Below are 17,047 nucleotides of genomic sequence, written 5' to 3'. Positions count from 1 at the left end.
TAAAGGTTTTGTTTGGTTATATGTGATGCAAATATCTATTGTTTGTTTGTAAAAACATACAATTAAATAATGTTGTTGAAAATTAATAGATTAACGTTTGTATAGTGAAATTTATTTTATACATTTGCAACCCCGTAAAAAGCGGGAATTTAATATCATATTAATTTTTAGTATTAATTATGCCAACAATTCAACAATTAGTAAGAACAGGAAGAACTCAGATAACTAAGAAGAGTAAATCGGTTGCTTTAGATTCTTGTCCTCAAAGAAGAGGGGTTTGTACGCGTGTTTACACTACTACACCAAAAAAACCAAACTCTGCAATGCGTAAAGTTGCGCGTGTGCGTTTGACAAATGGTAATGAGGTGAATGCTTACATTCCTGGAGAAGGACACAATCTACAAGAGCACTCGATAGTATTAGTTAGAGGCGGAAGGGTAAAAGATTTACCAGGTGTTAGATATCATATCGTTCGTGGAGCGCTTGATACGTCAGGTGTTGCGGGAAGAACGCAAAGAAGATCTAAGTACGGTGCTAAACGCCCAAAAGAAGCAAAAAAGTAATTTAAAAACTTTTAAGAAAAAGACATGAGAAAAAGAGCGGCAAAGAAAAGACCACTTTTACCGGATCCTAGGTTTAACGACCAATTAGTAACACGTTTTGTGAATAACTTAATGTGGGATGGTAAGAAATCTACAGCTTTTAAAGTATTTTATGATGCTATTGATATCATCGAAACTAAAAAGCAAAATGATGAAAAAACTTCATTAGAAATTTGGAAAGATGCTTTAACAAACGTTATGCCTCACGTAGAAGTGCGTAGCCGTAGAGTTGGTGGAGCTACATTCCAAATCCCAATGCAGATTCGTCCGGACAGAAAAATTTCTATGGCTATGAAGTGGTTAATACTTTATGCTAGAAGAAGAAATGAAAAATCTATGGCACAACGTTTAGCATCAGAGTGTTTAGCTGCTGCTAAAGAAGAAGGTGCTGCGGTTAAGAAAAGAATGGATACTCACAAAATGGCAGAGGCTAATAAAGCATTCTCTCACTTTAGATTTTAATTCGTAAAGAAATGGCTAGAGATTTAAAATATACAAGAAATATCGGGATTGCTGCTCACATTGATGCTGGTAAAACAACAACTACTGAGCGTATTCTTTTTTATACTGGAAAATCACACAAAATTGGTGAGGTACACGATGGTGCTGCAACAATGGACTGGATGGCGCAAGAGCAAGAAAGAGGTATTACAATTACGTCTGCTGCTACAACTTGTACTTGGAACTTTCCAACTGAGCAGGGAAAAGTTATTCCTCAATCATTACCTTATCACTTCAATATTATTGATACTCCTGGGCACGTTGACTTTACTGTAGAGGTAAACCGTTCTTTACGTGTACTTGATGGTTTAGTTTTCTTGTTTAGTGCTGTTGATGGTGTTGAGCCTCAATCAGAGACTAACTGGAGACTTGCAGATCAATATAGAGTTCCTCGTATGGGATTCGTAAACAAAATGGACCGTCAAGGGGCTAACTTTTTAGCTGTATGCGGACAGGTTAAAGATATGTTGAAATCGAATGCGGTTGCAATTACTTTGCCTATTGGTGATGAAGCAGATTTTAAAGGTATTGTTGACTTAGTAAAAAATCAAGCTATTGTATGGCATGATGAAACACAAGGGGCTACTTTTGATATCGTTGATATCCCTGCTGATATGGTTGACGAAGTAAAACACTATCGTTCTATTCTTATTGAAGAGATTGCTACTTATGATGAGAATCTTTTGGATAAATACATGGAAGATGAAAATTCTATTTCAGAAGAAGAAATCAACAATGCATTAAGAGCTGCTACTATTGATATGGCAATTATTCCAATGCTTGCTGGTTCGTCTTTCAAAAACAAAGGTGTTCAATTTATGTTGGATGCAGTTTGTAAATATTTACCATCTCCTTTAGATAAAGAAGGTATTGAAGGTATTCATCCTGATGATGCTGATTTATTAGAAGAGGATCAAACTAAAATCTTGCGTAAGCCAGATGTTAAAGAGCCATTTGCTGCTTTAGCATTTAAAATTGCTACTGATCCATTCGTTGGTCGTTTAGCTTTCTTCCGTGCTTACTCTGGGCGTTTAGATGCAGGTTCTTATGTTTTAAATACTCGTTCTGGAAATAAAGAAAGAATTTCTCGTATTTACCAAATGCACGCGAACAAGCAAAATCCAATCGAATTTATTGAGGCTGGAGATATTGGAGCTGCTGTTGGATTTAAAGATATTAAAACAGGAGATACTCTTTGTGATGAAAAGAATCCAATTGTATTGGAATCTATGAAATTCCCGGATCCTGTAATTGGTATTGCTATTGAGCCAAAAACAAAAGCTGACGTTGATAAAATGGGTATGGCTTTAGCTAAATTAGCTGAAGAGGATCCAACATTTACAGTTAGAACTGATGAAGCTTCAGGGCAGACAATTATTTCTGGTATGGGTGAGCTTCACTTAGATATCTTAGTAGATCGTATGAAGCGTGAATTTAAAGTTGAAGTAAACCAAGGTGAGCCTCAAGTTGAATACAAAGAAGCGTTTACAAGATCTGCAACACATAGAGAGACTTACAAGAAACAATCTGGAGGTCGTGGTAAATTCGGTGATATCGTATTTACAATTGAGCCTGCTGATGAAGTTGATGGTAAAGTTCCAGTTGGATTACAATTTATCAATGCTGTAAAAGGTGGTAACGTTCCTAAAGAATATATCCCTGCTGTTGAAAAAGGATTTAGAGAAGCTATGAAAACTGGTCCGTTAGCAGGATATGCTGTGGATAGTTTAAAAGTAACTTTAACTGATGGATCTTTCCACCCTGTGGATTCTGATGCATTATCTTTTGAGTTAGCTGCAAGAATGGGTTATAAAGAGTCAGGACGTGCTGCTGGAGCTGTTATTCTTGAGCCAATCATGAAAATCGAAGTTATTACTCCAGAAGAAAACATGGGTGATATCGTAGGTGACTTGAACCGTCGTAGAGGTCAGGTTAATGATATGGGTGATAGAAATGGTGCAAAAACTATTAAGGCAGATGTGCCTTTATCAGAAATGTTTGGATATGTAACTACATTAAGAACATTATCTTCTGGTAGAGCTACTTCTACAATGGAGTTTTCTCACTATGCAGAAACACCTTCTAATATTTCAGAAGAGGTAATCAAAAAAGCAAAAGGTAACGCTTAATTTTAAGAAAATGAGTCAAAAAATCAGAATAAAACTAAAATCTTACGATCACATGTTGGTAGATAAATCTGCTGAAAAGATCGTGAAAACAGTAAAAACTACTGGAGCGGTTGTAACAGGTCCAATCCCGTTGCCAACTCACAAAAAACTTTTCACTGTGTTGCGTTCTCCGCACGTTAACAAAAAAGCGAGAGAGCAATTTGAAGTAATGTCATACAAGAGATTGATTGATATTTATTCATCTTCATCTAAAACTATTGATGCTTTAATGAAACTTGAGTTACCAAGTGGTGTTGAAGTAGAGATTAAAGTATAATTTTATTATATTTTTTATATAAAAAGCGAGTCAGAAATGTCTCGCTTTTTTTGTTTTTGAATTATGGGCTTTTTTGTGTGATTTTAAAATGTTGTAAGTTTAATATTTTTTTTGCCAATTTTTGTAAAGCCCTTTGTTTTAAAGCTATTCGAATGATTTTTGTTGTTGTTTTATTAATTAATTGTTAAGCGTAAGTCGATTGTAAAAGAGTAAAAGAGTTTGAAGAATTAGATTGGAAAAAGTTGTTTTTGATGCTGGTTTGAAGCTTGGATTTTGATTATGAGCGATTTAATTTTTGTAACTGTTTGGTATATTCAATTTTAATGTCTACTTTTGCACTCCCTGTTTGGAAATTTCTGTTATTTTCAAATTGAAGGGAATTTTAGTAATTAATAATTAATATTTATGTCTGGGTTAATTGGTAAAAAAATCGGCATGACTAGTATTTTCGACGAAAACGGGAAAAACATTCCTTGTACAGTAATCGAAGCTGGACCATGTGTTGTTACCCAAGTCAGAACCAACGAGGTTGACGGGTATGAAGCGTTGCAACTTGGTTTCGATGACAAAAACGAGAAACATTCTACTAAAGCTGCTTTAGGGCACTTTAAAAAAGCTGGAACTGTTGCTAAGAAAAAAGTCGTTGAATTCCAAGATTTTGCAACTGAGCAAAAATTAGGAGATCTTATTGATGTTTCTATTTTTGAAGAAGGAGAGTTTGTAGACGTGCAAGGTGTGTCTAAAGGTAAAGGTTTCCAAGGTGTTGTTAAACGTCACGGTTTTGGTGGTGTTGGACAAGCTACACATGGTCAGCACAACCGTTTAAGAGCACCAGGTTCTGTAGGAGCATCTTCTTATCCATCTAGAGTATTCAAAGGAATGCGTATGGCTGGAAGAATGGGAGGAGATAATGTAAAAGTTCAAAACCTTAGAGTTTTAAAAGTAGTTGCTGAAAAGAATCTACTTGTTGTTAAAGGATGTATTCCAGGACACAAAAACTCTTACGTAATCATTCAGAAGTAATGGAAGTAAAAGTATTAGATTTCAACGGAAAAGATACTGGAAGAAAAGTTCAACTTTCTGATTCAGTATTCGCAATTGAACCGAACAATCACGCAGTATATCTTGATGTTAAGCAATATCTTGCTAATCAAAGACAAGGTACTCATAAAGCTAAAGAAAGAGCTGAAGTAACTGGAAGTACGCGTAAGATTAAAAAGCAAAAAGGTACGGGTACGGCTCGTGCGGGAAGTGTTAAGAATCCTTTGTTTAAAGGTGGAGGAACAGTTTTCGGGCCAAGGCCAAGAAGTTATTCATTCAAATTGAATAAAAACTTAAAAAGATTGGCTAGAAAATCAGCTTTCTCTATCAAAGCAAAAGAGTCGAATATTATCGTTCTTGAAGACTTTAATTTTGAAGCGCCAAACACTAAAAATTTCATTAACGTTTTGAAAGCTTTAGGGTTAGAAAATAAAAAATCTCTATTTGTGTTGGGTGAGTCAAATAAAAATGTATATTTGTCGTCACGCAATTTAAAGGCTTCTAATGTCGTAACTAGCTCAGAATTAAGCACTTACGCAATATTAAACACTAATAATTTAGTGCTTTTGGAGGGTTCTTTAGAGTTAATTGAAGAAAATTTAAGTAAATAATAGGAGTATGAGTATCATAATTAGACCTATAGTAACTGAAAAAGTAACCAAAGAAAGTGAAGTTCTTAACCGCTTCGGATTCGTTGTTGACAAAAAAGCAAACAAAGTTCAAATTAAGAAAGCTGTTGAAGCTGCTTATGGAGTAACTATCGTTTCTGTTAACACAATGAATGTGAGACCAGACAGATCTACTAAATACACTAAAAGTGGTTTAATCAGTGGAAAGACAAATGCAATCAAAAAAGCAATTGTTCAAGTACAAGAAGGAGAAACAATTGATTTTTACAACAATATCTAAGATAGAAAAATGTCAGTAAGAAAATTAAAACCTATTACCCCGGGTCAGCGATTTAGAGTTGTGAATGGTTATGACGCTATTACAACTGATAAGCCGGAACGCTCTTTGATAGCGCCGATAAAAAACTCAGGAGGTAGAAATAGTCAAGGAAAGATGACCATGCGTTATACGGGTGGTGGTCACAAGCAGAGATATCGTATTATTGATTTCAAAAGAACTAAAGATGGAATTCCAGCTACAGTGAAATCAATCGAATACGATCCAAATCGTACTGCGTTTATCGCTTTATTAGCTTATGCTGATGGAGAGAAAACTTACATTATCGCTCAAAACGGATTGAAAGTTGGTCAGAAATTAGTTTCTGGTCCAGAATCTCAACCAGAGATTGGTAATACTTTACCTTTAAGCAGAATTCCTCTTGGAACTGTTATATCTTGTATTGAGTTACGTCCAGGACAAGGAGCTGTAATTGCTCGTTCAGCTGGAACTTTTGCTCAGTTAATGGCAAGAGACGGGAAATACGCAACAATTAAAATGCCATCTGGAGAAACAAGATTAATCTTGTTAACTTGTTCGGCTACAATTGGAGCTGTTTCTAACTCTGACCACCAATTAGTTGTATCTGGTAAAGCAGGTAGAACAAGATGGTTAGGAAGAAGACCTAGAACTAGACCAGTAGCGATGAACCCAGTTGATCACCCTATGGGAGGTGGTGAAGGACGTTCTTCTGGAGGGCACCCACGTTCAAGAAACGGATTGCCAGCTAAAGGTTACAGAACTCGTTCTAAGAAAAACCCGAGTAACAAGTATATCGTAGAACGTAGAAAGAAATAATAAGATATGGCACGTTCATTAAAAAAAGGACCTTTCGTTCATTATAAATTAGACAAGAAAGTTCAAGAAAACGTAGAAAGTGGTAAAAATAGTGTAGTTAAGACTTGGTCTAGAGCTTCTATGATTACTCCAGATTTCGTTGGACAAACTATCGCAGTTCATAACGGTCGTCAATTTGTACCAGTTTACGTAACAGAAAACATGGTAGGTCACAAATTAGGAGAGTTTTCGCCAACTAGATCTTTTAGAGGTCATGCTGGAGCAAAAAATAAAGGTAAAAAATAAAAGAAGCAATGGGAGTTCGTAAAAGAGAAACAGCAGATGCGAGAAAAGAGGCTAATAAGTCTATCGCTTTCGCAAAATTGAATAACTGCCCTACTTCACCTAGAAAAATGCGCTTAGTAGCGGACTTGGTAAGAGGTCAGAAGGTAGAAAGAGCACTTAACATCTTAAGATTCAGTTCTAAAGAAGCTTCAAGAAAATTAGAAAAACTATTATTATCTGCAATCAACAACTGGGAGCAAAAAAATAGTGAAGGTAATTTAGAAGAAGCTGGATTATTTGTTAAAGAGATCAGAGTAGATGGTGGAATGATGTTAAAAAGACTTCGTCCAGCTCCACAAGGTCGTGCACACAGAATAAGAAAACGTTCTAATCACGTAACAATCGTGCTTGGAGCTATCAATAACACACAAAGCAATTCTTAAGCAGCATGGGACAAAAGACAAATCCAATTGGAAATAGACTTGGTATCATCAGAGGATGGGACTCAAACTGGTATGGTGGAAATGATTACGGCGATAAATTAGCTGAAGATCACAAAATCAGAAAGTATATCCACGCTCGTTTATCAAAAGCTAGTGTATCTAAAGTAATCATCGAGAGAACTTTAAAGCTTGTAACCGTTACTATCACTACTGCTAGACCTGGTATCATTATCGGAAAAGGCGGACAAGAGGTAGACAAGTTAAAAGAGGAACTTAAGAAAGTTACTGATAAAGAGGTTCAAATTAACATCTTTGAAATTAAAAGACCTGAGTTAGATGCTTATCTTGTGGCGACAAGCATCGCTCGTCAAATCGAAAGCCGTATTTCTTACAGACGTGCAATCAAAATGGCTATTGCTGCTTCTATGCGTATGAACGCTGAAGGTATCAAAGTTTTGATTTCTGGTCGTCTGAATGGTGCTGAGATGGCGCGTTCTGAAGGTTTCAAAGAAGGTAGAATTCCTCTATCAACTTTCAGAGCTGATATTGATTATGCTTTGGCTGAAGCTCACACTACTTACGGTAGAATGGGTATCAAAGTATGGATCATGAAAGGTGAAGTTTATGGAAAGAGAGATCTTTCTCCGCTTGCTGGAATGGATAAAAAACAATCTGGTACTGGCGGTGGTAAAGGTGGAGATGCCCCTAGAGGTAAATCTAACTTTAATAAAGGTGGAAAACCAGACGCTCGTAAAAGAAAGTAAATTTTTAAACTAAAGAAAAATGTTACAGCCTAAAAGAACAAAATACCGTAAGGTACAAAAAGGTAGAATGAAGGGTAACTCTCAAAGAGGGCATGAACTTTCAAATGGAATGTTTGGTATTAAATCTGTGCATGAAGATGGAATGTTCTTAACTTCACGTCAAATCGAAGCTGCGCGTATCGCTGCAACTCGTTACATGAAGAGAGAAGGACAATTGTGGATTAAAATTTTCCCAGACAAACCTATCACTAAGAAACCTCTTGAAGTACGTATGGGTAAAGGTAAAGGAGCAGTTGAATATTGGGCTGCTGTTGTTAAACCAGGAAGAATTATGTTTGAAGTTGGAGGGGTTCCATTGTCAGTTGCAAAAGAGGCTTTACGTCTTGCAGCTCAAAAACTTCCAGTAAAAACTAAGTTCGTCGTTGCTAGAGATTTCGAAGCATAATTTATATTTATTATGAAACAATCAGAAATAAAAGATCTTTCTGCAGCGGAGTTGCAAGAAAAGCTTAGTCAAACTAAGAAAGTATATGCTGACCTAAAAATGGCTCACGCTATTTCTCCAATTGCTAACCCACTTCAAATTAGAAGCGTTAGAAGAACAGTTGCTAGATTAGCTACAGAGTTAACTAAAAGAGAGTTACAATAATTGTATTCTGCTGAAAGATGGAAGAAAAAAGAAATTTAAGAAAAGAAAGAATAGGTGTTGTTACTTCAAATAAGATGGATAAATCTATCGTTATTTCAGAAGTAAGAAAAGTAAAACACCCATTATACGGTAAGTTCGTGTTGAAAACTAAGAAATATGTTGCACACGACGAAACAAACGACTGTAACATTGGTGATACTGTAAGAATTAGCGAAACGCGTCCTTTAAGTAAAACGAAATGTTGGAGATTAGTTGAAATCTTAGAAAGAGCTAAATAATTATGGTACAACAAGAATCAAGACTAAAAGTAGCAGATAACACGGGAGCTAAAGAAGTTTTAACTATTCGTGTTTTAGGAGGTACTAAAAGAAGATATGCCTCTGTTGGTGACAAAATTGTAGTTTCTATCAAAGATGCAACTCCAAACGGAAACGTAAAAAAAGGAGCGGTTTCAACTGCAGTTGTTGTGCGTACTAAAAAAGAAGTGAGAAGAGCTGATGGTTCTTATATCCGTTTCGATGACAATGCATGTGTTCTTTTGAATGCTGCAGGGGAAATGAGAGGAACTCGTGTTTTTGGTCCGGTAGCAAGAGAACTTCGTGAAAAACAATTCATGAAAATTGTATCATTAGCACCAGAAGTGCTTTAATTCGTTTTAAGATGATAAAGCTAAAAATAAAATCAGGAGATATCGTAAGAGTTATTGCTGGAGACCATAAAGGTGCTGAAGGTAAAGTTTTACGTGTTTACCGTGAAAAAAACAAAGCGATCGTTGAAGGTGTAAACCTGGTTTCAAAACATACTAAACCAAGTGCTAAAAACCCTCAAGGTGGTATCGTTAAGAAAGAGGCTTCTATTCAAATTTCTAACATTGCTTTAATTGATCCTAAAACTAAGGAAACAACTAGAGTAGGTATTAGAGTAGAAGGAGATAAGAAAGTAAGATTTTCAAAAAAATCTAATCAAGTACTATAGTAATGGCATATACACCTAGACTAAAAGAAGAATATAAGAGTAGAGTAATCTCTGCTCTTAAAGAAGAGTTCGGATATACAAACGTAATGCAAGTTCCTAAACTTGAAAAAATCGTTTTGAGCCGTGGAGTTGGTGCAGCTGTATCTGATAAAAAACTTATTGACTATGCAGTTGATGAGTTAACTAAGATCACTGGACAAAAAGCAGTATCTACAATTTCTAAGAAAGACGTTGCGTCTTTCAAATTAAGAAAAGGGATGCCTATTGGAGCAAAAGTTACTTTACGTGGCGAAAGAATGTATGAGTTTTTAGATAGACTTATTACTTCTGCTTTACCACGTGTTAGAGATTTTGGTGGTATTAAAGCTACTGGTTTTGACGGAAGAGGTAACTACAATCTTGGAGTTTTAGAGCAAATCATTTTCCCAGAAATTGATATTGACAAAGTAAATAAAATTTCAGGAATGGATATTACATTTGTTACTACTGCAAAAACAGACAAGGAAGCAAAGTCATTATTGGCTGAATTAGGATTACCTTTTAAAAAGAATTAAGACATGGCTAAAGAATCAATGAAAGCCCGCGAGGTGAAAAGAGAGAAAACGGTAGCTAAGTATGCTGAAAAGAGAAAAGCTTTATTAGAAGCTGGAGACTATGAAGGTTTACAAAGATTACCTAAAAATGCTTCACCTGTTCGTTTACACAATCGTTGCAAATTAACTGGAAGACCAAGAGGTTATATCCGTCAATTCGGAATCTCTCGTGTAACTTTCCGTGAAATGGCTAACAATGGATTAATTCCAGGTGTAAAAAAAGCCAGCTGGTAATTTAAAAAAGTTTATAAATTGATTAAAGGTTCAGGAAGCGGGTGCTTCCTGAAAACCATAATCGCAATCAAATACATATGTATACAGATCCTATTGCAGATTATTTGACTAGAGTTCGTAACGCTGTGGCTGCAAACCACAAAGTTGTTGAAATTCCAGCTTCTAATCTTAAAAAAGAAATAACTAAGATCTTATTCGATCAAGGTTATATCTTAAGTTACAAATTTGAGCAGAACACAGTTCAAGGTTCTATCAAAATTGCTTTAAAGTATGATAAAGATACTAAAGAGCCTGTAATTAAAGATATCCAAAGAATTAGTAAACCTGGTTTACGTAAGTACGCAGGTGCTGCCAAATTACCAAGAATCCTTAACGGATTAGGAATTGCTATTGTTTCTACATCAAAAGGTTTGATGACAGGAAAACAAGCTAAGCAGTTAAATGTAGGTGGTGAAGTAATTTGTTACGTATACTAATTTTAAACACTAGATAAGATGTCAAGAATAGGTAAAAGCCCAATTGTAATCCCTGCTGGTGTAACTGTAGAAGTTAAAGACGGTATTATTACAGTAAAAGGAAAAAAAGGTCAACTAGTTCAGGAGTTTTCGGACGTAAATGTAACTGTTGAAGGCGATCAAGTTTTAGTAGAAAGATCGTCTGATCATAAAGACCATAGAGCAAAACACGGATTATTCAGATCTTTGATCAGTAATATGGTTGTTGGTGTATCTGAAGGTTTCACAAAAGAACTAGAATTAGTTGGAGTTGGTTATAGAGCTTCAAACCAAGGACAAAAATTAGATTTAGCTCTTGGATATTCTCACAATATTGTTTTAGAAATTGCTCCGGAAGTAAGTTTAGAAACAATATCTGAAAAAGGTAAGAACCCAATCGTAAAATTAACATCATTTGATAAACAACTTTTAGGGCAAGTTGCTGCGAAAATCAGAGGTTTCCGTAAGCCAGAGCCGTACAAAGGAAAAGGTGTTAAATTTGTGGGTGAAGTATTAAGAAGAAAAGCAGGTAAATCAGCTTAAAATATAAGATTATGTCATTAACAAAATCTGAAAGAAGACAGAGAATTAAATTCAGAATTAGAAAAACGATTAGTGGTTCTGCTGCTAAGCCAAGATTGTCTGTATTTAGAAGTAACAAAGAAATTTACGCTCAACTTATTGATGATGTAAATGGAGTTACTATATTAGCTGCATCTTCAAGAGAAAAAGAAATAGCAAAAGGTACTAACGTTGAAATCGCTGCCGCTGTTGGAAAACTAGTTGCAGAGAAAGCGTTAAAAGCTGGGATAGATACCATCACTTTTGATAGAGGTGGATATTTATATCACGGTCGTATTAAATCATTAGCAGAAGGCGCAAGAGCCGCTGGACTTAAATTCTAATATATTATGTCTAAATACAAAAATGTAGAATTGGTAAAACCTAGTGGTCTTGAACTTAAAGATCGTCTAGTTAGTGTAAATCGTGTTACTAAAGTTACAAAAGGAGGTAGAGCTTTTGGTTTTTCTGCTATTGTAGTTGTAGGTGATGAAAATGGAGTAGTTGGTCACGGATTAGGAAAATCTAAAGACGTTTCTGAAGCAATTGCGAAAGCAGTAGAAGATGCTAAGAAAAACTTAGTTAGAATTCCTTTGAACGGACAATCTGTTCCTCACGAACAAAAAGGTAAATTTGGTGGTGCGCGTGTATTCTTAATCCCTGCCTCTCATGGTACAGGAGTTATTGCTGGTGGAGCTGTTCGTTCAGTTCTTGAATCAGTAGGTATTCACGACGTATTATCTAAATCTCAAGGATCATCAAATCCTCATAACGTAGTTAAAGCAACTTTTGATGCTTTATTACAAATGAGAAGCGCTCATACTGTTGCAAAACAGAGAGGAGTTTCTTTAGAAAAAGTTTTTAAAGGTTAATCAAGGAAATTATGGCTAAATTATTAGTAAAACAAGTAAGAAGCAAGATCAACTGTCCTCTTTCTCAAAAGAGAGGTTTAGAAGCTTTAGGTCTACGTAAATTAGGACAAGTTGTGGAGCATGAGTCAAATCCTGCTATCCTTGGGATGATAAACAAAGTTAAACACTTAGTTTCTGTAGAAGAAGCTAAATAACAAATACTGTTATGAATTTAAGTAACTTACAGCCTGCTGAAGGATCAACGCACAATCAAAATAAAAGAGTAGGTAGAGGAGAAGGTTCTGGAAAAGGTGGCACTGCTGCAAGAGGTCACAAAGGGGCTAAATCTCGTTCTGGTTATTCTAAAAAGATTGGTTTTGAGGGTGGACAAATGCCACTTCAAAGACGTGTTCCTAAGTTTGGTTTCAAAAACATCAATCGTAAAGAATACGAAGGTGTTAATTTAGATACGCTTCAATTATTAGTAGACAATGGTGTGATTACAGATTCTGTTTCTATGACAGATTTCGTAGCTAATCGTCTAGCTTCAAAAAATGAAATCGTTAAGATTTTAGGTAGAGGTGAATTGAAAGCAAAATTAAAAGTAACTGCCCACAAATTTACTGCTACTGCAAAAGCTGCTATTGAAGCTGCTGGTGGTGAAGCTGTAACTATATAACTTATCTATTAAGATGAAGAAATTTATTGAATCACTAAGTAATGTTTGGAAAATCGAAGAACTGAAAAACAGAATCTTAATTACATTAGGATTACTTTTAGTATATCGTTTTGGTGCACACGTTACGCTTCCTGGAATTGACGCAACTCAATTAACAGGTTTAGCGGGACAAACTAAAAATGGTTTAGGATCTATCCTAGACATGTTTACTGGGGGTGCTTTCTCTAAAGCTTCAGTTTTTGCTTTAGGTATCATGCCTTATATTTCTGCATCTATTGTTGTTCAGTTAATGGGAATTGCTATTCCTTATTTACAAAAGCTTCAAAACGATGGAGAAAGTGGTAGAAAAAAGATTAATCAAATCACTCGTTGGTTGACTATAGCTATTACACTGGTTCAAGGTCCAACTTATATCTATAATTTATACAGAACATTGCCTGGTAGTGCTTTTCTACTAGGCTTTAATTCACCAGAATTTTTGTTCTCGTCAGTTATCATTTTAGTTACAGGTACAATTTTTGCTATGTGGCTTGGTGAGAAAATTACAGATAAAGGTATTGGAAATGGAATTTCATTATTAATCATGGTTGGTATCTTAGCTCGTTTACCACAAGCTTTTATTCAAGAGTTTACAACGAGAGTTACCAATAACAATGGTGGTCCAATGTTGTTAGTTATTGAAATTATTGTGTGGTTATTAGTAATCATTTCTTGTGTATTGCTTACTATGGCAGTACGTAGAATCCCGGTTCAATACGCTCGTCGTACTACAACTGGTGATTACGAGCAAGATTTGGCAGGTGGTAATAGACAATGGATTCCTCTTAAGCTTAATGCTTCTGGAGTTATGCCTATCATTTTTGCTCAGGCAATTATGTTTATCCCTGCAGCTGTAGCTGGACTGTCTAAGTCAGATACATCACAATCAATTGTTGGTGCATTTAGTAATATGTTTGGTTTCTGGTATAATTTTGTTTTTGCAACTTTAATTATTGTATTTACATTCTTTTATACTGCAATCACTGTACCTACTAACAAAATGGCTGATGATTTAAAAAGAAGCGGTGGTTTTATTCCGGGAGTTCGTCCAGGAGCTGAAACTTCAGATTTCTTAGATAAAGTGATGTCTTTAATAACTTTCCCAGGATCTTTATTCCTTGCTTTGATTGCTGTGTTCCCAGCTATTGTTGTAAGTATTATGGATGTACAACAATCTTGGGCGATGTTTTTTGGAGGTACCTCATTAATAATTATGGTTGGGGTTGCAATAGACACTATTCAACAAATCAATTCATACTTGTTAAACAAACATTATGATGGTTTAATGAAGACTGGTAAAAATAGAAAAGCAGTAGCTTAATATTATTTATGGCAAAACAATCAGCAATAGAACAAGACGGATCAATCATTGAAGCATTATCAAATGCTATGTTCCGTGTGGAGTTAGAAAATGGACATATAGTAATTGCTCATATTTCTGGAAAGATGCGAATGCATTATATCAAGTTATTACCTGGTGATAAAGTGAAATTGGAAATGAGCCCTTACGATTTGTCAAAAGCAAGAATTACTTATCGATATTAAAAGATATTCAGTATGAAAGTTAGAGCATCAGTAAAAAAGAGAAGTGCCGAGTGCATTATCGTGCGTAGAAAAGGAAGATTGTACGTGATAAACAAAAAGAATCCTAGATTTAAACAAAGACAAGGATAATTATGGCAAGAATAGCAGGGGTAGATATCCCAAAAAACAAAAGAGGTGTTATTGCACTTACCTACATCTTCGGATTAGGAAAAAGTAGAGCTATTGAGATTTTAGAGAAAGCTCAAGTTAGCCAGGATAAAAAAGTTCAAGATTGGAATGATGACGAGATCGGAGCGATTCGTGATGCTGTTTCATTTTACAAAATTGAAGGAGAATTACGTTCTGAAGTTTCTTTGAACATCAAACGTTTAATGGATATTGGTTGTTATAGAGGTATTCGTCATAGATCTGGTCTTCCATTAAGAGGTCAAAGAACTAAAAACAACTCTAGAACAAGAAAAGGAAAAAGAAAAACTGTTGCTAACAAGAAAAAAGCAACTAAATAATAAGTAATATGGCTAAAGCAACTGCAAAAAAACGTAAAGTTATCGTTGAATCAACGGGTGAAGCTCATATTTCTTCGACTTTCAACAATATTATCATTTCTTTGACAAATAAGAAAGGTGAAGTTATTGCTTGGTCTTCAGCTGGTAAAATGGGTTTCAGAGGTTCTAAAAAGAATACTCCGTACGCAGCTCAGATGGCAGCAGAAGATTGCAGCAAAGTAGCTCTTGAGGCAGGACTTAAAAAAGTAAAAGTTTATGTAAAAGGTCCAGGTAACGGACGTGAGTCTGCTATCCGTTCTATTCATAACGGTGGAATTGAAGTTACTGAAATTATTGATGTTACTCCAATGCCTCACAACGGATGTCGTCCTCCAAAAAGACGTAGAGTTTAATTTTTTTATTTTTATAGTATAATCAAGGTAGAATATAGATTATCGGAGGATTAGACCTGAATTCATAATCTCTACCTTAAAATTTTTTTAAAATGGCAAGATATACTGGTCCAAAAACCAAAATCGCTCGTAAATTTGGCGAAGCAATCTTCGGAGATGATAAGTCTTTCGAAAAAAGAAATTACCCACCTGGACAACACGGGATGGCTAAGAAAAGAGGAAAAAAATCTGAATATGCTGTTCAATTAATGGAAAAGCAAAAAGCTAAATATTCTTATGGAATTTTAGAAAAACAATTCAGAAATTTATTCGAAAAAGCATCAGCTACTAAAGGTGTAACTGGTGAGGTTTTATTACAACTATGTGAAGCAAGATTAGATAATGTTGTTTTTAGAATGGGAATTGCTCCATCTAGAAGAGGTGCTCGTCAAATTGTATCTCACAGACACATTACTGTAAACGGAGAAGTTGTAAACATTCCTTCTTACCACCTAAAACCTGGTGATAAAGTTGCAGTTCGTGAAAAATCTAAATCTTTAGAAGCTATCGAGCGTTCTTTATCAAATTCAAGTCATGTTTATGAATGGATTACCTGGAACAATGATCTTAAAGAAGGAACTTTTGTTTCTGTACCTGCGAGACTTCAAATTCCAGAAAACATTAAAGAACAATTAATCGTAGAGTTGTACAACAAATAATAATTGACTTAGTCGAAATTTATGGCAATATTTAATTTTCAAAAGCCCGATAAAGTTATCATGATCGATTCAACCGATTTTGAAGGTAAATTTGAATTTAGACCTTTAGAACCTGGTTACGGATTGACAGTTGGTAATGCACTTAGAAGAGTTTTGCTTTCAGCGTTAGAAGGTTATGCAATTACATCTGTTCGTATCGAAGGTGTAGATCATGAGTTTTCTACTATTTCAGGTGTTGTTGAAGATGTTACCGAAATTATCCTTAATCTAAAACAAGTACGTTTCAAACGTCAGATCGAAGATATCGATAATGAATCAGTTACTATTTCTGTTTCTGGTAAAGATCAATTAACAGCAGGTGATTTTCAAAAATTTATCTCAGGTTTTCAAGTTTTGAATCCAGACCTTGTTATCTGTAATTTAGATTCTAAAATCAAATTGAACTTCGATTTAACAATCGAAAAAGGTAGAGGATACGTTCCTGCTGAAGAGAACAAAAAACAGAATGCTGCAATTGGAACGATTTTTACAGATTCTATTTTTACTCCGGTAAAAAATGTAAAATATGCAATCGAAAATTTCCGTGTAGAGCAAAAAACAGATTACGAAAAATTAGTTTTTGAAATCAAAACTGATGGATCTATTAATCCAAAAGATGCTCTTACTGAAGCTGCTAAAGTTTTAATTCACCATTTCATGTTGTTTTCTGATGAAAGAATTACACTTGAGGCTGACGAAATTGCACAAACAGAATCGTATGATGAAGAGTCATTGCATATGAGACAATTGCTTAAAACTAAGCTTGTTGATATGGATTTATCTGTAAGAGCATTAAATTGCTTGAAAGCGGCTGAAGTTGATACACTTGGTGATTTAGTATCGTTCAATAAAAATGACCTAATGAAATTCCGTAATTTCGGTAAAAAATCTTTAACTGAACTTGATGAACTTGTTGCAGTGAAGAATTTAACTTTTGGAATGGATTTAGCTAAATACAAACTAGATAAAGAATAATTCAATCCGCTTCG

The 17,047-nt window shown here is 35.1% G+C and carries 31 protein-coding genes; all 31 read left to right on the top strand.

Annotated features, from left to right (window positions below; all coding sequences use genetic code 11):
• The first annotated feature begins 179 nt into the window (after positions 1 to 179).
• The 31 genes from rpsL (at position 180) to ACTJIW_RS01765 (ending at position 17,033) form a co-directional block, all read left to right on the top strand.
• The gene (gene rpsL, locus ACTJIW_RS01915; RefSeq protein ID WP_007136570.1) at positions 180 to 563 is read left to right on the top strand and encodes a 30S ribosomal protein S12; all 384 of its coding nucleotides are present in this window, start codon (positions 180 to 182) and stop codon (positions 561 to 563) included.
• 24 nt (positions 564 to 587) lie between these two features.
• A complete protein-coding gene (gene rpsG, locus ACTJIW_RS01910) occupies positions 588 to 1,064 on the top strand; it encodes a 30S ribosomal protein S7 (protein ID WP_012022493.1) in 477 nt (158 codons plus the stop codon).
• An 11-nt stretch (positions 1,065 to 1,075) separates the two neighbouring features.
• Positions 1,076 to 3,232: an elongation factor G gene (fusA, locus tag ACTJIW_RS01905; protein ID WP_012022492.1), complete on the top strand. Its 2,157-nt coding sequence runs from the start codon at positions 1,076 to 1,078 to the stop codon at positions 3,230 to 3,232.
• Between the two features lie 10 nt (positions 3,233 to 3,242).
• Entirely contained in the window at positions 3,243 to 3,548 is a 306-nt protein-coding gene (gene rpsJ, locus ACTJIW_RS01900) for a 30S ribosomal protein S10 (RefSeq protein WP_007803605.1), read from the top strand.
• 405 nt (positions 3,549 to 3,953) lie between these two features.
• On the top strand, positions 3,954 to 4,571 hold the full coding sequence (rplC, locus tag ACTJIW_RS01895) for a 50S ribosomal protein L3 (protein WP_012022491.1): 618 nt from the start codon (positions 3,954 to 3,956) through the stop codon (positions 4,569 to 4,571).
• Entirely contained in the window at positions 4,571 to 5,200 is a 630-nt protein-coding gene (gene rplD / locus ACTJIW_RS01890; RefSeq protein ID WP_012022490.1) for a 50S ribosomal protein L4, read from the top strand. Before rplC ends, rplD begins: the two co-directional genes overlap by 1 nt.
• Before the next feature lie 7 nt (positions 5,201 to 5,207).
• Positions 5,208 to 5,498: a 50S ribosomal protein L23 gene (gene rplW, locus ACTJIW_RS01885; RefSeq protein ID WP_012022489.1), complete on the top strand. Its 291-nt coding sequence runs from the start codon at positions 5,208 to 5,210 to the stop codon at positions 5,496 to 5,498.
• 9 nt (positions 5,499 to 5,507) lie between these two features.
• Positions 5,508 to 6,332, top strand: coding sequence for a 50S ribosomal protein L2 (gene rplB / locus ACTJIW_RS01880; RefSeq protein ID WP_008464287.1), 825 nt, complete (start codon positions 5,508 to 5,510; stop codon positions 6,330 to 6,332).
• Between the two features lie 6 nt (positions 6,333 to 6,338).
• Entirely contained in the window at positions 6,339 to 6,617 is a 279-nt protein-coding gene (rpsS, locus tag ACTJIW_RS01875; RefSeq protein ID WP_012022488.1) for a 30S ribosomal protein S19, read from the top strand.
• 8 nt (positions 6,618 to 6,625) lie between these two features.
• Positions 6,626 to 7,039, top strand: coding sequence for a 50S ribosomal protein L22 (gene rplV, locus ACTJIW_RS01870; RefSeq protein ID WP_007803631.1), 414 nt, complete (start codon positions 6,626 to 6,628; stop codon positions 7,037 to 7,039).
• A 5-nt stretch (positions 7,040 to 7,044) separates the two neighbouring features.
• Entirely contained in the window at positions 7,045 to 7,803 is a 759-nt protein-coding gene (rpsC, locus tag ACTJIW_RS01865) for a 30S ribosomal protein S3 (protein ID WP_012022487.1), read from the top strand.
• Between the two features lie 19 nt (positions 7,804 to 7,822).
• Positions 7,823 to 8,248: a 50S ribosomal protein L16 gene (gene rplP / locus ACTJIW_RS01860; RefSeq protein ID WP_008464295.1), complete on the top strand. Its 426-nt coding sequence runs from the start codon at positions 7,823 to 7,825 to the stop codon at positions 8,246 to 8,248.
• Between the two features lie 12 nt (positions 8,249 to 8,260).
• The gene (gene rpmC / locus ACTJIW_RS01855; protein WP_008464297.1) at positions 8,261 to 8,452 is read left to right on the top strand and encodes a 50S ribosomal protein L29; all 192 of its coding nucleotides are present in this window, start codon (positions 8,261 to 8,263) and stop codon (positions 8,450 to 8,452) included.
• A gap of 17 nt (positions 8,453 to 8,469) precedes the next feature.
• Entirely contained in the window at positions 8,470 to 8,730 is a 261-nt protein-coding gene (gene rpsQ, locus ACTJIW_RS01850) for a 30S ribosomal protein S17 (RefSeq protein ID WP_012022485.1), read from the top strand.
• Between the two features lie 2 nt (positions 8,731 to 8,732).
• A complete protein-coding gene (rplN, locus tag ACTJIW_RS01845; RefSeq protein ID WP_007803649.1) occupies positions 8,733 to 9,101 on the top strand; it encodes a 50S ribosomal protein L14 in 369 nt (122 codons plus the stop codon).
• Between the two features lie 11 nt (positions 9,102 to 9,112).
• Positions 9,113 to 9,427 carry a 50S ribosomal protein L24 gene (rplX, locus tag ACTJIW_RS01840; RefSeq protein ID WP_008464300.1) on the top strand — a complete coding sequence of 105 codons (315 nt, stop codon included), beginning with the start codon at positions 9,113 to 9,115 and terminating at the stop codon, positions 9,425 to 9,427.
• Positions 9,428 to 9,429: 2 nt separating this feature from the next.
• Positions 9,430 to 9,981, top strand: coding sequence for a 50S ribosomal protein L5 (gene rplE, locus ACTJIW_RS01835; RefSeq protein WP_012022484.1), 552 nt, complete (start codon positions 9,430 to 9,432; stop codon positions 9,979 to 9,981).
• A 3-nt stretch (positions 9,982 to 9,984) separates the two neighbouring features.
• A complete protein-coding gene (rpsN, locus tag ACTJIW_RS01830) occupies positions 9,985 to 10,254 on the top strand; it encodes a 30S ribosomal protein S14 (protein WP_008464305.1) in 270 nt (89 codons plus the stop codon).
• 77 nt (positions 10,255 to 10,331) lie between these two features.
• Positions 10,332 to 10,730: a 30S ribosomal protein S8 gene (gene rpsH / locus ACTJIW_RS01825; protein ID WP_008464306.1), complete on the top strand. Its 399-nt coding sequence runs from the start codon at positions 10,332 to 10,334 to the stop codon at positions 10,728 to 10,730.
• 18 nt (positions 10,731 to 10,748) lie between these two features.
• Positions 10,749 to 11,291: a 50S ribosomal protein L6 gene (rplF, locus tag ACTJIW_RS01820; RefSeq protein WP_012022483.1), complete on the top strand. Its 543-nt coding sequence runs from the start codon at positions 10,749 to 10,751 to the stop codon at positions 11,289 to 11,291.
• 11 nt (positions 11,292 to 11,302) lie between these two features.
• Positions 11,303 to 11,653, top strand: a complete 351-nt coding sequence (rplR, locus tag ACTJIW_RS01815) for a 50S ribosomal protein L18 (RefSeq protein ID WP_012022482.1) — start codon at positions 11,303 to 11,305, stop codon at positions 11,651 to 11,653.
• Positions 11,654 to 11,656: 3 nt separating this feature from the next.
• Positions 11,657 to 12,181 carry a 30S ribosomal protein S5 gene (gene rpsE, locus ACTJIW_RS01810; RefSeq protein ID WP_085949269.1) on the top strand — a complete coding sequence of 175 codons (525 nt, stop codon included), beginning with the start codon at positions 11,657 to 11,659 and terminating at the stop codon, positions 12,179 to 12,181.
• 11 nt (positions 12,182 to 12,192) lie between these two features.
• Positions 12,193 to 12,375, top strand: a complete 183-nt coding sequence (gene rpmD / locus ACTJIW_RS01805) for a 50S ribosomal protein L30 (RefSeq protein WP_012022481.1) — start codon at positions 12,193 to 12,195, stop codon at positions 12,373 to 12,375.
• Positions 12,376 to 12,386: 11 nt separating this feature from the next.
• Positions 12,387 to 12,839: a 50S ribosomal protein L15 gene (gene rplO, locus ACTJIW_RS01800; RefSeq protein WP_012022480.1), complete on the top strand. Its 453-nt coding sequence runs from the start codon at positions 12,387 to 12,389 to the stop codon at positions 12,837 to 12,839.
• Between the two features lie 13 nt (positions 12,840 to 12,852).
• On the top strand, positions 12,853 to 14,199 hold the full coding sequence (gene secY, locus ACTJIW_RS01795) for a preprotein translocase subunit SecY (RefSeq protein ID WP_012022479.1): 1,347 nt from the start codon (positions 12,853 to 12,855) through the stop codon (positions 14,197 to 14,199).
• Positions 14,200 to 14,207: 8 nt separating this feature from the next.
• A complete protein-coding gene (infA, locus tag ACTJIW_RS01790; RefSeq protein ID WP_007136545.1) occupies positions 14,208 to 14,423 on the top strand; it encodes a translation initiation factor IF-1 in 216 nt (71 codons plus the stop codon).
• 12 nt (positions 14,424 to 14,435) lie between these two features.
• Complete coding sequence (gene ykgO, locus ACTJIW_RS01785; protein WP_002987490.1) at positions 14,436 to 14,552, top strand: type B 50S ribosomal protein L36; 117 nt, start codon at positions 14,436 to 14,438, stop codon at positions 14,550 to 14,552.
• A 2-nt stretch (positions 14,553 to 14,554) separates the two neighbouring features.
• Positions 14,555 to 14,929 (top strand): 30S ribosomal protein S13, encoded by a 375-nt coding sequence (gene rpsM, locus ACTJIW_RS01780; RefSeq protein WP_012022478.1) that lies wholly within the window; start codon positions 14,555 to 14,557, stop codon positions 14,927 to 14,929.
• Between the two features lie 8 nt (positions 14,930 to 14,937).
• A complete protein-coding gene (gene rpsK, locus ACTJIW_RS01775) occupies positions 14,938 to 15,321 on the top strand; it encodes a 30S ribosomal protein S11 (RefSeq protein WP_012022477.1) in 384 nt (127 codons plus the stop codon).
• Positions 15,322 to 15,413: 92 nt separating this feature from the next.
• The gene (rpsD, locus tag ACTJIW_RS01770) at positions 15,414 to 16,019 is read left to right on the top strand and encodes a 30S ribosomal protein S4 (protein WP_008464326.1); all 606 of its coding nucleotides are present in this window, start codon (positions 15,414 to 15,416) and stop codon (positions 16,017 to 16,019) included.
• Positions 16,020 to 16,040: 21 nt separating this feature from the next.
• Complete coding sequence (locus ACTJIW_RS01765) at positions 16,041 to 17,033, top strand: DNA-directed RNA polymerase subunit alpha (protein ID WP_008464329.1); 993 nt, start codon at positions 16,041 to 16,043, stop codon at positions 17,031 to 17,033.
• Positions 17,034 to 17,047: the final 14 nt, after the last annotated feature.

The organism is Flavobacterium sp. 22659 (assembly GCF_052044235.1).
GTDB lineage: Bacteria > Bacteroidota > Bacteroidia > Flavobacteriales > Flavobacteriaceae > Flavobacterium > Flavobacterium johnsoniae.
The sequence above is the reverse complement of the archived record's forward strand: the minus strand, read 5'-3'. Positions and strand labels throughout refer to the sequence as shown.

What these genes read in the sequence shown, in the direction of transcription:
- rpmD (WP_012022481.1), top strand. Translation starts at nt 12,193, where the DNA reads ATGGCTAAATTATTAGTAAAACAAGTAAGAAGCAAGATCAACTGTCCT.
- rpsQ (WP_012022485.1), top strand. Translation starts at nt 8,470, where the DNA reads ATGGAAGAAAAAAGAAATTTAAGAAAAGAAAGAATAGGTGTTGTTACT.
- rpsC (WP_012022487.1), top strand. Translation starts at nt 7,045, where the DNA reads ATGGGACAAAAGACAAATCCAATTGGAAATAGACTTGGTATCATCAGA.
- rplW (WP_012022489.1), top strand. Translation starts at nt 5,208, where the DNA reads ATGAGTATCATAATTAGACCTATAGTAACTGAAAAAGTAACCAAAGAA.
- rpmC (WP_008464297.1), top strand. Translation starts at nt 8,261, where the DNA reads ATGAAACAATCAGAAATAAAAGATCTTTCTGCAGCGGAGTTGCAAGAA.
- rplF (WP_012022483.1), top strand. Translation starts at nt 10,749, where the DNA reads ATGTCAAGAATAGGTAAAAGCCCAATTGTAATCCCTGCTGGTGTAACT.
- rpsD (WP_008464326.1), top strand. Translation starts at nt 15,414, where the DNA reads ATGGCAAGATATACTGGTCCAAAAACCAAAATCGCTCGTAAATTTGGC.
- ykgO (WP_002987490.1), top strand. Translation starts at nt 14,436, where the DNA reads ATGAAAGTTAGAGCATCAGTAAAAAAGAGAAGTGCCGAGTGCATTATC.
- rpsJ (WP_007803605.1), top strand. Translation starts at nt 3,243, where the DNA reads ATGAGTCAAAAAATCAGAATAAAACTAAAATCTTACGATCACATGTTG.
- rplE (WP_012022484.1), top strand. Translation starts at nt 9,430, where the DNA reads ATGGCATATACACCTAGACTAAAAGAAGAATATAAGAGTAGAGTAATC.
- rpsK (WP_012022477.1), top strand. Translation starts at nt 14,938, where the DNA reads ATGGCTAAAGCAACTGCAAAAAAACGTAAAGTTATCGTTGAATCAACG.
- rpsH (WP_008464306.1), top strand. Translation starts at nt 10,332, where the DNA reads ATGTATACAGATCCTATTGCAGATTATTTGACTAGAGTTCGTAACGCT.
- secY (WP_012022479.1), top strand. Translation starts at nt 12,853, where the DNA reads ATGAAGAAATTTATTGAATCACTAAGTAATGTTTGGAAAATCGAAGAA.
- rplX (WP_008464300.1), top strand. Translation starts at nt 9,113, where the DNA reads ATGATAAAGCTAAAAATAAAATCAGGAGATATCGTAAGAGTTATTGCT.
- ACTJIW_RS01765 (WP_008464329.1), top strand. Translation starts at nt 16,041, where the DNA reads ATGGCAATATTTAATTTTCAAAAGCCCGATAAAGTTATCATGATCGAT.
- rplB (WP_008464287.1), top strand. Translation starts at nt 5,508, where the DNA reads ATGTCAGTAAGAAAATTAAAACCTATTACCCCGGGTCAGCGATTTAGA.
- rplP (WP_008464295.1), top strand. Translation starts at nt 7,823, where the DNA reads ATGTTACAGCCTAAAAGAACAAAATACCGTAAGGTACAAAAAGGTAGA.
- rpsG (WP_012022493.1), top strand. Translation starts at nt 588, where the DNA reads ATGAGAAAAAGAGCGGCAAAGAAAAGACCACTTTTACCGGATCCTAGG.
- rpsL (WP_007136570.1), top strand. Translation starts at nt 180, where the DNA reads ATGCCAACAATTCAACAATTAGTAAGAACAGGAAGAACTCAGATAACT.
- rpsN (WP_008464305.1), top strand. Translation starts at nt 9,985, where the DNA reads ATGGCTAAAGAATCAATGAAAGCCCGCGAGGTGAAAAGAGAGAAAACG.
- infA (WP_007136545.1), top strand. Translation starts at nt 14,208, where the DNA reads ATGGCAAAACAATCAGCAATAGAACAAGACGGATCAATCATTGAAGCA.
- rplV (WP_007803631.1), top strand. Translation starts at nt 6,626, where the DNA reads ATGGGAGTTCGTAAAAGAGAAACAGCAGATGCGAGAAAAGAGGCTAAT.
- fusA (WP_012022492.1), top strand. Translation starts at nt 1,076, where the DNA reads ATGGCTAGAGATTTAAAATATACAAGAAATATCGGGATTGCTGCTCAC.
- rpsM (WP_012022478.1), top strand. Translation starts at nt 14,555, where the DNA reads ATGGCAAGAATAGCAGGGGTAGATATCCCAAAAAACAAAAGAGGTGTT.
- rplO (WP_012022480.1), top strand. Translation starts at nt 12,387, where the DNA reads ATGAATTTAAGTAACTTACAGCCTGCTGAAGGATCAACGCACAATCAA.
- rplD (WP_012022490.1), top strand. Translation starts at nt 4,571, where the DNA reads ATGGAAGTAAAAGTATTAGATTTCAACGGAAAAGATACTGGAAGAAAA.
- rpsS (WP_012022488.1), top strand. Translation starts at nt 6,339, where the DNA reads ATGGCACGTTCATTAAAAAAAGGACCTTTCGTTCATTATAAATTAGAC.
- rplC (WP_012022491.1), top strand. Translation starts at nt 3,954, where the DNA reads ATGTCTGGGTTAATTGGTAAAAAAATCGGCATGACTAGTATTTTCGAC.
- rplN (WP_007803649.1), top strand. Translation starts at nt 8,733, where the DNA reads ATGGTACAACAAGAATCAAGACTAAAAGTAGCAGATAACACGGGAGCT.
- rplR (WP_012022482.1), top strand. Translation starts at nt 11,303, where the DNA reads ATGTCATTAACAAAATCTGAAAGAAGACAGAGAATTAAATTCAGAATT.